This window comes from Candidatus Nanosynbacter sp. HMT-352 (genome assembly GCF_022819385.1).
GTDB lineage: Bacteria > Patescibacteriota > Saccharimonadia > Saccharimonadales > Saccharimonadaceae > Nanosynbacter.
On the sequence record NZ_CP089290.1, the window covers coordinates 433,857 to 446,738 of the forward strand.

A 12,882-nucleotide genomic window follows, 5' to 3' on the forward strand; every position below is an offset into this window, starting at 1 on the left:
TTTTTAATTTTCTTTGACTATCTTCTTTGTGGACTGTATTTTCTCGTCCGCATAAAGAACCACGTCTTTTATAACTAGTTTTTGTACGGCAGAAATAAGGAGTTCCATATAAGAAAAATCTATTTTTCCGTCTTTTGTTGGAAGTTGCATTTTGAAATTAAAACTCTGGGAGCTTCTAAGTTTTTTGCCGTATGAATATTTTCCAAGTAATGTTTTTTCCATGGCAGTTGTAAGATATAACATCGCTTCTTTAGAATATTGAGTTTTGTCGTTCCAGTATACGCCAGTGTCATCTCCAGCGCCAAAATCGTAACTTCTATAAAAGCTATTACCAAAAATATCTATGGTGATAGAATTTTTAGGGAATAAGGCTATAGGATTTGAAATGTACCCAACAACTCCCGTATTGGTTCTACCCGACATAACGAAAGGTATATTGCCAGCAATTTGATCGTCCTTTTTCAGTCGCCTACCTTGCTTGATTTTATCGAAAATGTCCTTGAATTTGCATTCACCAAACATTATGCTGCCATAAGCGTCTAATGATTCTTTCTCTTCACTAGACAATTCGTAATTGTCTAGTCCGCTTACCGTCAGGTAAGCGGAAAGTTCGCGTATACGCTCCTCTTCGAGTTCGCGTATACAATCGTCCATAAATTCAAAATCTATTTTTCCATCTTTTGTTGGAAGTTGGATGAATTCTTTTTTTACCTTTTCCCAACCCGCCTTATCAGTCCACGCAAAGTTGCCATATATAGACTTCGCGATTGCGCCTGTTAAAAATAAATATTGATTATCATTAGGTATGTATTCCTCTTTAAACGATATAGCGTATGCATCTTGCAACACTGTAAATTCTTTATTCTGGTAAAAAGTCGCTCCCGTATTTGCTCCATTTGCAGAAATAGAGATTACATTCTTTAATATAGTGGCATTATCTCTAGGAGCATAATTGTTAAGACCTTGGTTTTCAATACCCGCAGTCAAAACAGGAAGAGTAAACTCTGCTATTTTTTTTGGCGATAAATCGCCTACCTTCATCTTTAAATTGTTCGTTTTTAATTTCTCAAACAAATCCCCGATTCTATACTCGCCCCACTGAACGTCTTTAAGCTTTTTGTTCAGTGAGGAATCTATTTTCCCAGGCGATTGTCCTCGCTCTCATTTTTAATCAAGCTTGACACTTCCCACGCCAGATAGTCAGCCACGGTCTTTTTAAAGTCCTCTAGCGTCGGTCTTGTGTCTATTGGCGCCGTCTGATTCCAGTCTGAGCCGTTTTCTGGGTCAATGTGTCCTTCGTAATATTCTTTTTCCGTAAAGATATTTAGCTTACTCTTTCCGAATCGCACAAGGTCTACTACTTCCTGGTATCTTTCTTTTGCCCTGTCGGTATCTCTTAGATTTACACTAGCCTTTTTCCTGTTGGTCCTTGTGTAGCCGTCGTTTGAAAAGTCTATGAATTTAACAACTTCGTCTCTTTGGTGCGCTTCTCCCGCCCTAAACACGTATATATTTGTCTGTACGCTTGATTTCCCAACGAATAAATCTATAGGCATTTTAATACTTGCAAGTAGTGTATTCTTCGTAAGAATCTTCTTATTGAGTTCCTTTGCTTTTCCACTACCTGCTGAATTTTGAATGATAATGGCTGCGTATCCTCTGTTCATCATGGAAAGCGCTTTTTCTACGAAAATCATTCCATTGCCCTCTGCTGAATAAGGTGGATTAAGCACAAAGGCGGTTGCTGGGAATTTTTCATCCGTTTTGCCGAAACCGTATTTACCATCAAAATCAAGAAGTGAATCTTTATTTAAGATGTTTGAACTTCCATCTCCCATGAGTATCATGTTTAAGATTGCAAGCATATAGATATTTGACAATACCTCTAGTCCCAAAAGCTGCTCTGCTTTTATTTTGAGTTGTTTTTGTTCTAACTCTAATGGAGATGTTATTTTTGCTTTTGCGTCTATAATCATCTCGTTCATTGCGGCAACAAGTAGTCCTGCACTTCCTGTCGCAAAGTCCCAAACATAGCTGTCTTTATCTACCCTTGCTAGTTTTACTAAAAGATTAGCGACATAAGACGGCGTTAACACTACGTCATTTAGCTTATCTTGCGTAAAGCCGAGCCACGAGTACATTTCGTTAAATAGCTTACCTGTAAAGTCTGTGGTCAGTCCTATCTTATAGTAAATACCCAAATCATCAACTATCTTTGAAAATATTCTCTTAAGCTGACTTTCTCCGTTTATCGGCTTATTAATATTTTCAGATAATAATGTGTTTTTTAGAGTTCTTACGATAAGGTCTTGTTTTGTCTTAGGTAAGTTTTTCTGTTTTAAGAACGCCTCTATCTTTCTAACAATGATATCCCCGTCCGTATTTCCCTCTTCTGTAGATGATTTTAATTCGGATTTTTCAAGAGGTCTTACTTTATCTGGTATTCCGAGTGTTGCCATAATTGAAGCTGAAACAAGATATACTCTGTCATTTTCACTAAGCCCTTTTTCGTTTGCATAGATGTCATTGTTAAGCTTTACGAGGCTTGCATTTATTTCTTTCTCTCTTTTGTCTTTGAGTGCTTCCAATTCTTCACTTGATAAAGAGAGTTCGTTTACTTTCTTAATAAAATCATTAAAATTTTCTTTTCTCAAAAACGAAAGGTCGCTATATTTCCCTACTTCTTGTCCAATACCCAAGTTATCTTTGGATACATAATAAACGCCTATGGAATGTTCTATTTCGCCGTCGGCTTTTTTATATCCCGTAACACCAATAGCGATTACGTCAGTGTAGCTTGTATAGTGAAGTACGGCATTTGCGTAGTGCACTGCGCCATTTACGGCATAACTATTGATATTTTTGTAGTTGGGCTCATTTTTGCTTGTTCTGTTGTCTACTCTGCCATCTTCGTCAAGTCTAATCAGTTTATCTTTATAACCTTTGTACTCTATAAGTATTGGGTAGTGATTCAAAGCCTCATCTTGTATTAAAAGTTTAGCGTCTGGTCTGTTGCCGCCTGCGCCACCACTCTTTGACTTATATTCGTCTAAGGCTTTGTCTATTTCTTCATTGAGGCTTTCTTGCTCTAGCTTGTAGTCTAATTTGTAATCTTTAAGCCAGCCGTTCACGAGGTCGGCAATTTTTGGTTCTATCGATTGTTGCTTAATCATTTTTACTCTCCTTTTCAATATTCTCTAGCTTCTTGTCCAAAACCACAAGGTGCTCAATGTGCGGCGTCCTCGGGAAGAAATTGTAGCCTTGATGATGCACGATTTCGTATTTTTCCTGAAGTAGGCTGACGTCTCGCGCTTGCGTGACGGGATTACAACTCAGATAAATAATTCGAGGCGGCTCTGTTTCCAGTAGTCTGTTGGTGACATCCGCGTGAAGTCCAGCGCGCGGCGGATCAACGATGACAATTTGCTCGTCCGTTATATATTCCAGAGATTTTTCGCTCGGTGCCAAAATCGCCTTGGCATTCGGTCGATTCAGCTTGGCAATATTCCTCTGCATTTCCGCGACGGCATGCTCGTTAATCTCCACGAGCGTCACGTCGTCGCCTCCAATTGTCAAACCGATTGTCCCAACTCCAGAATAAAGGTCGAGCGTCGGCAATTTTTCATTGCAATCGATCCACGCTTTCATATCACTCAGGGCTTTTTCGTAAACGGGAATGTTGACTTGGAAAAATCCTTCGCAAGCGTAGTTGAAGGCGACGCCTAAAATCGTGTCGCTCAGTGTCGTGTCGCTGAATTTGTTTAAGCGCTCGGTGATTCGGCTGGCTGGGCTTTTGGGGTCGGAATAAATTATTTCGCCGCCCGCAGCTGATAGCAATTTGGCTTCATCGTCGGAAATCAGGTTTTCTATCTTATCTTTTACGTACAATTGCCAGACGGCGTTTCCCTGTTGGTCTGAGCGAATCAATAGTGTTTTTAATTGGCGCGCGACAATCGGTTTTTCTCGTAATAGGTCGCGGATTTCAATTGCCAATTTATTTATGCTCGGGTGTGCCAAGCTGGTTCCGTCGACGATGACTTTCCCCTTACCGCCACGCTTGAAAAACGCCAAGTCCAGAGTTTCTTTTTCGTCGTCGTTCGTTTTGTCGCCGAACCAACTGAACTCGACTTTATTGCGATAATTAAATTCTACGACGTCAGAAAATACCTTGATTTTTTCAGGCAATGTGATATCGTGAAGTAAAAAAGCCTCTTCGATTAGCGACGCTTTGTACGATTGCTCGCTGGACATCGGCATTATTTGCCAAGGACTGGTGCTTAAATAGCTATTTTCATCCTTCGGCGTAATTCGCTCTGGACTTTCCTCGATAATTTCCGTCACTATTCCTTCGACGAAGTGCGATTTTTTCTTTGTCAGGCGAATCGTTACAAGTTCTTTTGGCAGCCCTCTCCAGACGAACGCTTTGCGGCCGTCGTCAAGTGTCCCGATGGCTTGCCCGCCGCCAACGATTTTTTCCAATCTTAAAGTCTCAAAAATTTGTTTTCTCATTAGGTTATATTATATCAGGATGTGTGGATTTTTTCTGGCTGGCGTGCTATAATCGTCATTGTCCTGGCAATAGTGGGACGTCGCCAAGTGGTAAGGCACTGGGTTTTGGTCCCAGCATTCGCAGGTTCGAATCCTGCCGTCCCAGCCAAATTTGACAGGCATAAATTATCGCTCTTTTGGGCGATTTTTGTTTTTAAGCAATCAAGCCGTTTTTATCTAGTAAATTCATAAAATCGTCAATAAACAAATCAGTCCTCTCGACAATTTCTTTTTCTCCGAATTTTTTATAAACATTGCTTATATTCTTGAGCTCAAGATTTTCTGTTCCGCCTATGCGCTGTCCTCTACTGTTGTCAAAACCCTGGTAGTATTTAATTTTATCTTCGAATTTATAGTCGGATGCGCGAATATTGATCCGTTTTTCTAAAAGAGATTTATTGCCAAGGAGGTCGATTTGTCGATTATTAGATAACCCTTTCTCATTTTCCTGTCGCTTCATATCGCGACGGGGCCTCTTCAATTTATAGGATAAAATCCTTGTAACTTGCCAAAGTCGCCTGTGAGATAGTCTGACTAGTTTGATGTAGGTGTTGCTTCACAAAGTAATACCCAAGTTTATATCCCGCCCAGCGCGGTAAAACACCATCGCCGGTGAAAAATATTTTGGTATAATCGTAAACCTTGTCTTCAAAATTGCCTTGTAGTGCAGCAATTATCTTATCAATTTCAGCTTGAGAAGTTTTCTGCATTTCTCTCAAGAAAAATTGTTGGTTTCGCCGTCCGAGTTTATTCATCGCTTCCTCTTCTAGCGCGACCGCCAAGCCCTCCAAAATCACCCCATCAAACATAGTTTCGGCATATTCGGGCAGTTTTTCCCAACGCAGCGAGTGCGACATTTCGTGGCAAATTGTTTCGAAAATAAAATCCTCGTTAACCCCGTGCTGGCTTTTATCAACAGAAATCATAATCAAGCGCGAATGAAGCGTTTTGCCAGCGATTCCGTCCTCGGCGATAGTTGGCAGCGTAAACGAAGGTGTAGTGATAATTACATCAACTTCGTAATCAAACTGCGCGAACTCGCTCGAAACAAAAGTCTCGGCTTGTTGTGCTGTATTTTTGAATATGGCAATTTCGGCATCGGTGAAAGTTTGGCTGGCGTTAGCGATGTGTAGGTGGAGCTTGCTCATGATCTTATTATATTGCAATAACATAAGTATTACTATAGAGGCAACGCTATTTATTAAGTGCAATATTTAAATGGAAATCACTAAAATCTCAGCAGCGACCTTAGGTGGGTTGCTAGCGTCCCAGCCAAATTTGAACAGGCATAAATCATCGCTCTTTTGGGTCATTTTTGTTTTTATATTAAATTTCAGAAACGGAATAAGATACTATTAAAAATATAAAAAAGCTCCCACTTGCCAGTGAGAGCTAAACTGTTGTGGTGGACAATTGAGATTAGCTAATTTTAACGACTTGTAGCTGTCTGGTCATCAAGCCATTTTTCCAGGAGACAGTTTCGGACTTCTTGTGATTTAACAGGCTTTTCCCCAGCGGGCTATCCACGGAAATTCGCCCGTCCAGAGGGTTCGCTTCCAGGCTATGAACCAGCGTGTAGCGGAAGATTTTTCCTTGTTGATCCACCAAGTCCACGACTGAGCCAATAGCAATTTTCAATCGATCGCGTTTCCTTGGCAGCGGCTTAGCGTGACGCAAAATATCCTTCTTCATAAAGATTTTTGATTGGATATTTTCCAGCTGCGTAATTACATCACCTCGGTGCAATTTGTCATCACGCGATTTGGCGCGCCCAATTTCCTTCAATTCCAACGTGAGCGCTTTCTCTGAAATCTCTAGCCCAGAAATTTCTTTCTGAAGCTCCTTAAATCCTTTTTTGCTTAAAAATGTTGTACTCATACTTCCCCTTTCGGATCGGCAATTTTGCCAATCGACAATCCTATTACAACATCTAATTCTGAAAAATAGCTGAAAATTTACAGAATCGGCAAGGAAATTGTGAAAATGGTTGAGTTTTTCGAAGTGCTAACAGAGATTTGTCCGCCTAGCGCTTTTGTCAATTGTTCCGCTAATGGCAGTCCTAATCCATAGCCTTTTGTGCTTTGATTGCCGCGGAAAAATCGCTCAAAGACGTGCGGCAGAGTTTGTTGTGAAATTGTGCCGTCGTTGATGAAATTGACGGTGATGTTTTGTTTCGATGGAATGATGCAAATTTTTACCACAGAATTTTTCGGGCTATGTTTCAATGAATTGTCGAGTAAAATCGCGCACAATTCTCGCGTGGCGGTGTGATGAAGCGGAATATTTATGTGTTCTGGGCAATTCATTTTAACTCGCGCTTCGGCTTTTCGTTCGCGAACGAGTTCGGATATCAATTCCGTCAAGTTAAAGCTTTTATCTTCCAGCGCCAACTTATTTTCTGTTCGCGATAACTCCAGGAGCATTGCTGTAAGCTCAGTCAACTTATTTATTTCCTCCAAATTGCTTTCCAGAGTTTCTGTAAGTTCCGCCTTATTCGCCTTCTGATTTTTTAGCGCGAATTCAGTTTCTGCTTTCATAATTGCCAGAGGCGTTCGGAGCTGATGGCTGGCATTAGCAACAAATCGCGATTGAGCTTTGTGGGCAGTTTCTATCGGCCGCAAAGTGATTTTCGCCAATAAATATGAACACCAACCGCCAGCGAGCAGAACGATAAGATTTATATAGCCCAGACTAATCAAAAGATTTCGAGTTGAATTATCTATTCTTTCCGACAAATTGATTGCAGGAAAATCGCCCTTCCTTTGAACGATAATTTTATGAATTTGCGCATCAACTTCCGAGCGCGCCACCTGAAAAATAATGCTACTAAACAGCAAACTGACGATCATCAAAATCATCAAATACCAGCCCGCCAACTTAATTGTTGCTGAAGTAAAAATTTTCATGATTCAATCCTATAACCGAAGCCGCGCACGGTTTTTATCAATTGCTTTTTGAACGGTTTGTCGATTTTTTGGCGCAGATTTTTTATGTATGCCTCGACATTATTCGGTAAAATATCAGCGTCAAAATCCCAAACGTGATCAATCAGCGTTTCTTTACTGAGAATCTGATTCGGATGCTGCATCAAATATTCCAGCAGCGCATATTCTTTGCTCGTGAGGTCGATAATTTTTCCTGCGCGAGTTACTGTATGTTGCTGCTTGTCAATTCTCAAATCGTCAATTTTCAAGATGTCTGGTTGCTGAATTGGTGGACGACGAAGCAAGGCTCGCACTCGCGCCAACAGCTCATCAATTGCAAAAGGCTTAGTCAAATAATCATCGGCTCCCACGTCCAGTCCGAGCGTTTTATCTTCGGTCGTACTCAGTGCCGTCAGAAACAGAATTGGCATATTTTTCCCGTTCTCGCGCAATTTTTTAACAATCTCCGTGCCTTCTAATCCCGGCAACATTCGATCAACAATCAACAAATCATACGGCTGACTATCCGCCAAATTAAAGCCCTCTTCTCCGTCGTACGCCGCATCAACCGCGTATTTTTCGCGTTTCAAAGATTCGGTTATGACCCTCGCAATTTTTCGTTCGTCCTCAATGACTAGTAGTCGCATATTTATATTATATCTTTTTTCCTGCGCTAAGTGCTATAATTTTATTTAAAGAAAAGGAGGCGTATGCCAGATAATAAAAAAATGGTTGAGATTCGTCATTTTAAGATGAGTTTCGGCGATAAAACTGTTATTAAAGATCTGAGTTTCGACGTTTTTCGCGGCGAAGTTTTTGGTTTTTTGGGAAGCAATGGTTCGGGAAAAACTACGACGTTGCGCGCATTGTTGGGGCTATATCAGCAGACCGCGGGCGATTTATTGATAAACGGCAAGCCATATTCGGTGGAAAGCCAGATTCGCCTCGGATACCTTCCTGAGGAGCGCGGTTTGTATAAAAAAGAAAAAGTCTTAGACGTGATGCTTTACTTTGGTCAATTGAAGGGCTTGAGTCGCAAAGAAGCTAAGGATTTTTCTCTGAAGTTTTTGGAGCGCGTCAATTTGAGCGATAAGGCTAATACGCAACTTGATAAATTATCTGGCGGACAGCAGCAGAAAATTCAGCTGGGCGTAACAATTATGGGCGATCCGGAACTGCTGATTATGGACGAGCCAGCCAAAGGTTTTGATCCGGTGAATCGCCGTTTGTTGATGAACATAATTGAGGAGCAACGAAAAGCTGGCGCGACAATTATTTACGTTACACACCAGATGGAGGAAGTTGAAAGATTGTGCGATCGCTTGATTTTATTGAAGGACGGTCAAGCGGCGGCGTACGGCACATTGGAAGAAGTAAAAAGTCAATTTGGCGGCGCTTCAATGGACGACATTTTCGTACAAGTGTACGGCGGCGAAGCGAAGGAGTTGAGCGATGAGTAAAATGCATAATTTGGGGACGGTTTTCAAATTTGAAACGCTTAGAACACTGAAGAAACCGACGTTCTGGTTGACGGCATTGGGATTCCCTTTGTTGATTGGCGTGCTGTATGGCATTATGTTTTGGTCGCAAAGCACGACTATTGAAGCGTCAAAAAATCTGGAAAAGCAAGAATTTTCACTGGAAGTCACGGACGATTCGAAGTTGGTGAAGCCAGAATTACTGACGGCAATTAAAGCCAAAACTGCCAAATCGAAAGAATCTGGAATTGACGACGTAAAAAATAATAAGGTTGATGCGTATGTTTATTTTCCAAAAGATTTGAGCAAGCAAAAGGTCGAAGTTTACGGTAAAGATGTTGGGTTATTCCAAAACGGAAAATACGGCGCAGTGGCGCAGAGCTTATTGAGTCAATCAGTAGCAAGTGACGTTAATCCAGCACAAGTTGCGATTTTACGCGACAAAGTCCAATTGTCATCAACCACATATCTGGACGGAAAAGAGCATGGCGGTATTAATGAGATGATCGTGCCGGGAATGTTTTTGGTTGTTTTGTTCATTCTCATTAGCATTTTTGGCAATCAAATGCTCATTAGCACCACTGAGGAAAAAGAAAATCGCACGGTGGAAATGCTGCTTACGACCGTTAAAACTGACACTTTGATTACGGGTAAAATTCTGTCTTTGATGGTGTTGGCTTTAATTCAGATTTTGGTAATTGTTTTGCCAGTTTTGGCGGGCTATTTGGCATTTGGCTCGAAGTTGCAATTGCCTAATCTGGACTTGAGTACGCTTGTGTTTGATCCTGTGAGAATTGGTCTGGCGATCATAATTTTCTCTGCAAGCTTCACTTTATTTACGGGAATGTTGGTGACTTTGGGCGCGATGATGCCGACCGCCAAAGAAGCCAGTCAGTGGTTCGGAATTGTAATTATGCTATTCATTGGTCCATTTTACGGAATCACGGCGTTCGTCTCCTTCCCTGATTATTTCTTCGTTAAGTTCTTATCGCTATTTCCATTCACCGCGCCGATTCCATTGTTATTACGAAACGCAATAGGCAATTTGCCGATTTGGGAAGCTCTGCTCGGTACGGCAATTTTGGTCGCTACAGCGGTGTTTGTCATGTGGCTATCCGTGCGCGTTTTCCGTTACGGCGCGATGTCTTATGATAGTAAATTATCTTTGTCGGCGTTGCGGACACGTCGAAAAGCTGGTAAAGTTTAATTATGAAAGTACGTATAGAGATAGACACGAAAACATTTGTGCGATTTTGGCTGGTCGTGATGGGCTTTGGTCTGGCTGGTCTGGCAATTTATTCCGCAAAGGACGCGCTGGTTTTATTGGGAATTTCCCTGTTTTTGGCGTTGGCATTGAACCGTCCAGTTGCGGCAATTGCTAAGAAGCTTCCTGGAAAAAGCCGATTGGGCGGCACGGCACTGGCGTACACGACGCTGGTTCTGCTTTTGGGTTGTGTGATCTGGTTTGTTATTCCGCCAATTGTCCAACAATCTGCCAAATTTGTCGAAAGCATTCCTAGCATAATTGATCAAGCCAGCTCACAGTGGCGTGGCGTCAATGATTTTATTGATAAGAACAATTTGCGCCCACAGGTCGATTCGATGATGGAAAACATTAAGCAGCAATCTTCGTCTTGGGCCACGAGCGTTGGCACGAATCTGTTGTCCAGCGTTGGTTCTTTGGCGTCGTTCTTAGGCTCGCTATTCTTGGTGCTGGTATTGTCATTCCTGATGCTTCTCGAGGGTCCAACTTGGGTGAAGCGTTTGTGGGGACTATACAACGACGAAGAAAAAATGGAGCGTCATAAGAAGCTGGTTGGCCGAATGTATAATGTGATTACGGGATATGTTTCTGGGCAATTGACCGTTTCTGGAATCGATGCGATATTGTCAGGTTTCGTAGTGTTTGTGCTGAGCTTGACATTCCCTGTCATAAATTCCAATTTGGCAATGCTCACCGTTATGGCGACGTTTGTGTTGACGCTAATTCCGATGTTTGGCGCAACGATTGCTGGTGCGTTGATATCACTGTTACTATTCTTCAATAATATGACCGCGGGCGTTATTTACGCGATTTATTTCGTGATTTACCAACAGATTGAGAACAACTTTGTCTCCCCTTCTATCCAATCAAAGAAGGTTGAATTGTCGGCTCTGACTGTCTTGGTTGCGGTGACAATTGGTTTATATGTCGGCGGTCTATTGGGCGGTTTGGTTGCTATTCCAGCCGCTGGCGTCGTAAAAGTTTTGCTGGATAATTACTTGGAGCAGGCCAAGTCTGAGCGCGTTGAAAGCGAAAAGCCTCTTAATAAATTAGTTAAGAAATTGAAAAACGAGGATTAATTAGCACGAAATAAAAATATAGCCCGTTGAATCTCTAGCGGGCTATTTCCATGTCCAGATGCTGCCACTTGGAGTGTCGCGAACGGCAACGCCAGCCTGAAGAAGTTCATCGCGAATTCTGTCGGATTCTTCCCAATTTTTCTCTGCACGCGCTTGACGTCGCTGGATAATCAACCTCTTCAAATCGTCAGTAATATCAGGCGTAGACTCAGCCAAATCCAGCCCTAAAATCTCGTCAATCTCATCAATAAACTGCACTAGACTCTGTCGATGAATTTTATCAAGCGACGTATGATCCAACTTTGAAAATACTTCATCAATCAACGCCAGTGCGCCTGGAGTATCCAAATCGTCATTCAATTTCTCGACCAACGCCTGACGTCCCGCTAGCAACGAAACCGAATCGTCCTGCTCGTCCTTATCATCGTCATCTTCCAGTGTGTCGTGAGTCTGATGTCTCAGAACCGCGTAATCCCGCCAATGGTTCAATCGCGCCTGTGCTGCTTCCAGGATTTCCCAGGTAAAATTGCCCTCCGTTTGATAATGCTTGCTGAGAATCGCCAGCTTAAACGCCATCGGACTAAACCCTCGCGAAATAATATCTTCCAGCGTAATAATATTCCCCAGAGATTTGCTCATCTTTCGACCATCGACTTTTATGTGATTATTATGTAGCCAAATCTGAGAAAATTGCTTCCCAGTCAGACTTTCGCTCTGGGCAATCTCATTCGTGTGATGAACTGGAATATGATCAATTCCGCCTGCGTGAATATCGATGGAGTCGCCGAGCGTTTCACGGGCAATCGTCGAACATTCCAGATGCCAGCCAGGAAAACCGATTCCCCACGGACTATCCCACTCCATGTCGCGCTTGGCGTCTTTTGGCGAAAACTTCCAGACGGCGAAGTCAGTAATATTGCGCTTTCCTTCAACGCTCACTCTGGCGCCAGCCTCCAGCCCCGCCACGTCCAGCCGCGCTAATTTCCCGTAATCCTTCAAAAGTGACGTATCAAAATACATGCCGTCGCCGTCGATTTTATATAAAAATCCTTTTTCGTCCAGTCCTTTTGCGAAGTCAATCTGCTGTTGAATATAATCCGTCGCCCGCACCAAATAGTCAGGTTTTATCAATTTCAACACGTCGTAAGCCTCGTGATTAGCTATGGAAATATATCTTTCCGCCACATCCCAGGCAGTCTTCCCTTCACGGCGGGCACCTTTTTCCATTTTGTCTTCGCCGTTATCGTCATCACTTGTCAAATGACCAACATCAGTGATGTTTTGCGTTCGAATAACTGGGATATCTTGCCAGCGTAGCAGTCGTACTAACACATCCCAGTAAATATAGCCAACCCAGTTGCCGATGTGCGGTTGCGAATAAACTGTTAGACCACAGGTGTAAAACTTGACCGTTTCTCCGTCAAGCGGCGTCAGTTCATCTTTTCGTCTAGTGAGCGTGTTATAGAGCTTTATCATTAGTTCTATTGTACGGTACTCTGGTCAGTTTTTCAAAATTGACATAAAAAACAGTCCCAGTTGGGACTTCTGTTTGTATATTGAATTCAAGGAATAGCGACAAGCAGATGAAG

General features: G+C 42.2%; 12 protein-coding genes and 1 tRNA gene. 4 read left to right on the forward strand and 9 right to left on the reverse strand.

The genetic code is table 11. The features are described from left to right. Positions 1-3: 3 nt before the first annotated feature. The 3 genes from LRM44_RS02240 to LRM44_RS02250 form a co-directional block, all read right to left on the reverse strand. Positions 4-1,041: a restriction endonuclease subunit S gene (locus tag LRM44_RS02240; RefSeq protein ID WP_243803601.1), complete on the reverse strand. Its 1,038-nt coding sequence runs from the start codon at positions 1,039-1,041 to the stop codon at positions 4-6. A gap of 92 nt (positions 1,042-1,133) precedes the next feature. Next, positions 1,134-3,173, reverse strand: a complete 2,040-nt coding sequence (locus tag LRM44_RS02245; RefSeq protein WP_243803602.1) for an HsdM family class I SAM-dependent methyltransferase — start codon at positions 3,171-3,173, stop codon at positions 1,134-1,136. Further along, the gene (locus LRM44_RS02250; protein WP_243803603.1) at positions 3,166-4,509 is read right to left on the reverse strand and encodes a class I SAM-dependent RNA methyltransferase; all 1,344 of its coding nucleotides are present in this window, start codon (positions 4,507-4,509) and stop codon (positions 3,166-3,168) included. Before LRM44_RS02250 ends, LRM44_RS02245 begins: the two co-directional genes overlap by 8 nt. Positions 4,510-4,582: 73 nt before the next feature. Here LRM44_RS02250 and LRM44_RS02255 point away from each other — a divergent pair. Then, positions 4,583-4,657: transfer RNA gene (locus LRM44_RS02255), tRNA-Gln, on the forward strand. Positions 4,658-4,702: 45 nt separating this feature from the next. On the opposite strand, the gene LRM44_RS02260 is transcribed toward LRM44_RS02255, so the two are convergent. From LRM44_RS02260 to LRM44_RS02280, 5 genes are all read right to left on the reverse strand, one after another. Further along, positions 4,703-5,008 carry a GmrSD restriction endonuclease domain-containing protein gene (locus LRM44_RS02260; RefSeq protein WP_243803604.1) on the reverse strand — a complete coding sequence of 102 codons (306 nt, stop codon included), beginning with the start codon at positions 5,006-5,008 and terminating at the stop codon, positions 4,703-4,705. A 22-nt stretch (positions 5,009-5,030) separates the two neighbouring features. Further along, entirely contained in the window at positions 5,031-5,696 is a 666-nt protein-coding gene (locus LRM44_RS02265) for a DUF2268 domain-containing putative Zn-dependent protease (protein ID WP_243803605.1), read from the reverse strand. A gap of 271 nt (positions 5,697-5,967) precedes the next feature. Beyond that, positions 5,968-6,426, reverse strand: coding sequence for a GreA/GreB family elongation factor (locus LRM44_RS02270; RefSeq protein WP_243803606.1), 459 nt, complete (start codon positions 6,424-6,426; stop codon positions 5,968-5,970). A 77-nt stretch (positions 6,427-6,503) separates the two neighbouring features. Continuing rightward, complete coding sequence (locus tag LRM44_RS02275) at positions 6,504-7,454, reverse strand: sensor histidine kinase (protein WP_243803607.1); 951 nt, start codon at positions 7,452-7,454, stop codon at positions 6,504-6,506. After that, positions 7,451-8,119 carry a response regulator transcription factor gene (locus LRM44_RS02280; RefSeq protein WP_243803608.1) on the reverse strand — a complete coding sequence of 223 codons (669 nt, stop codon included), beginning with the start codon at positions 8,117-8,119 and terminating at the stop codon, positions 7,451-7,453. The genes LRM44_RS02275 and LRM44_RS02280 overlap by 4 nt, the downstream gene beginning before the upstream one ends. A 63-nt stretch (positions 8,120-8,182) precedes the next feature. Here LRM44_RS02280 and LRM44_RS02285 point away from each other — a divergent pair, with 63 nt between their 5' ends. From LRM44_RS02285 to LRM44_RS02295, 3 genes are read left to right on the forward strand one after another with little or no spacing between them, the layout of a single operon-like run. Continuing rightward, positions 8,183-8,932: an ABC transporter ATP-binding protein gene (locus LRM44_RS02285; protein ID WP_243803609.1), complete on the forward strand. Its 750-nt coding sequence runs from the start codon at positions 8,183-8,185 to the stop codon at positions 8,930-8,932. Next, positions 8,925-10,157, forward strand: a complete 1,233-nt coding sequence (locus LRM44_RS02290) for an ABC transporter permease (protein WP_243803610.1) — start codon at positions 8,925-8,927, stop codon at positions 10,155-10,157. Before LRM44_RS02285 ends, LRM44_RS02290 begins: the two co-directional genes overlap by 8 nt. Positions 10,158-10,159: 2 nt before the next feature. Next, entirely contained in the window at positions 10,160-11,293 is a 1,134-nt protein-coding gene (locus LRM44_RS02295) for an AI-2E family transporter (protein WP_243803611.1), read from the forward strand. Between the two features lie 42 nt (positions 11,294-11,335). Here the strand turns inward: LRM44_RS02295 and cysS are convergent, their stop codons facing one another. Continuing rightward, positions 11,336-12,769 carry a cysteine--tRNA ligase gene (gene cysS, locus LRM44_RS02300; RefSeq protein ID WP_243803612.1) on the reverse strand — a complete coding sequence of 478 codons (1,434 nt, stop codon included), beginning with the start codon at positions 12,767-12,769 and terminating at the stop codon, positions 11,336-11,338. Positions 12,770-12,882: the final 113 nt, after the last annotated feature.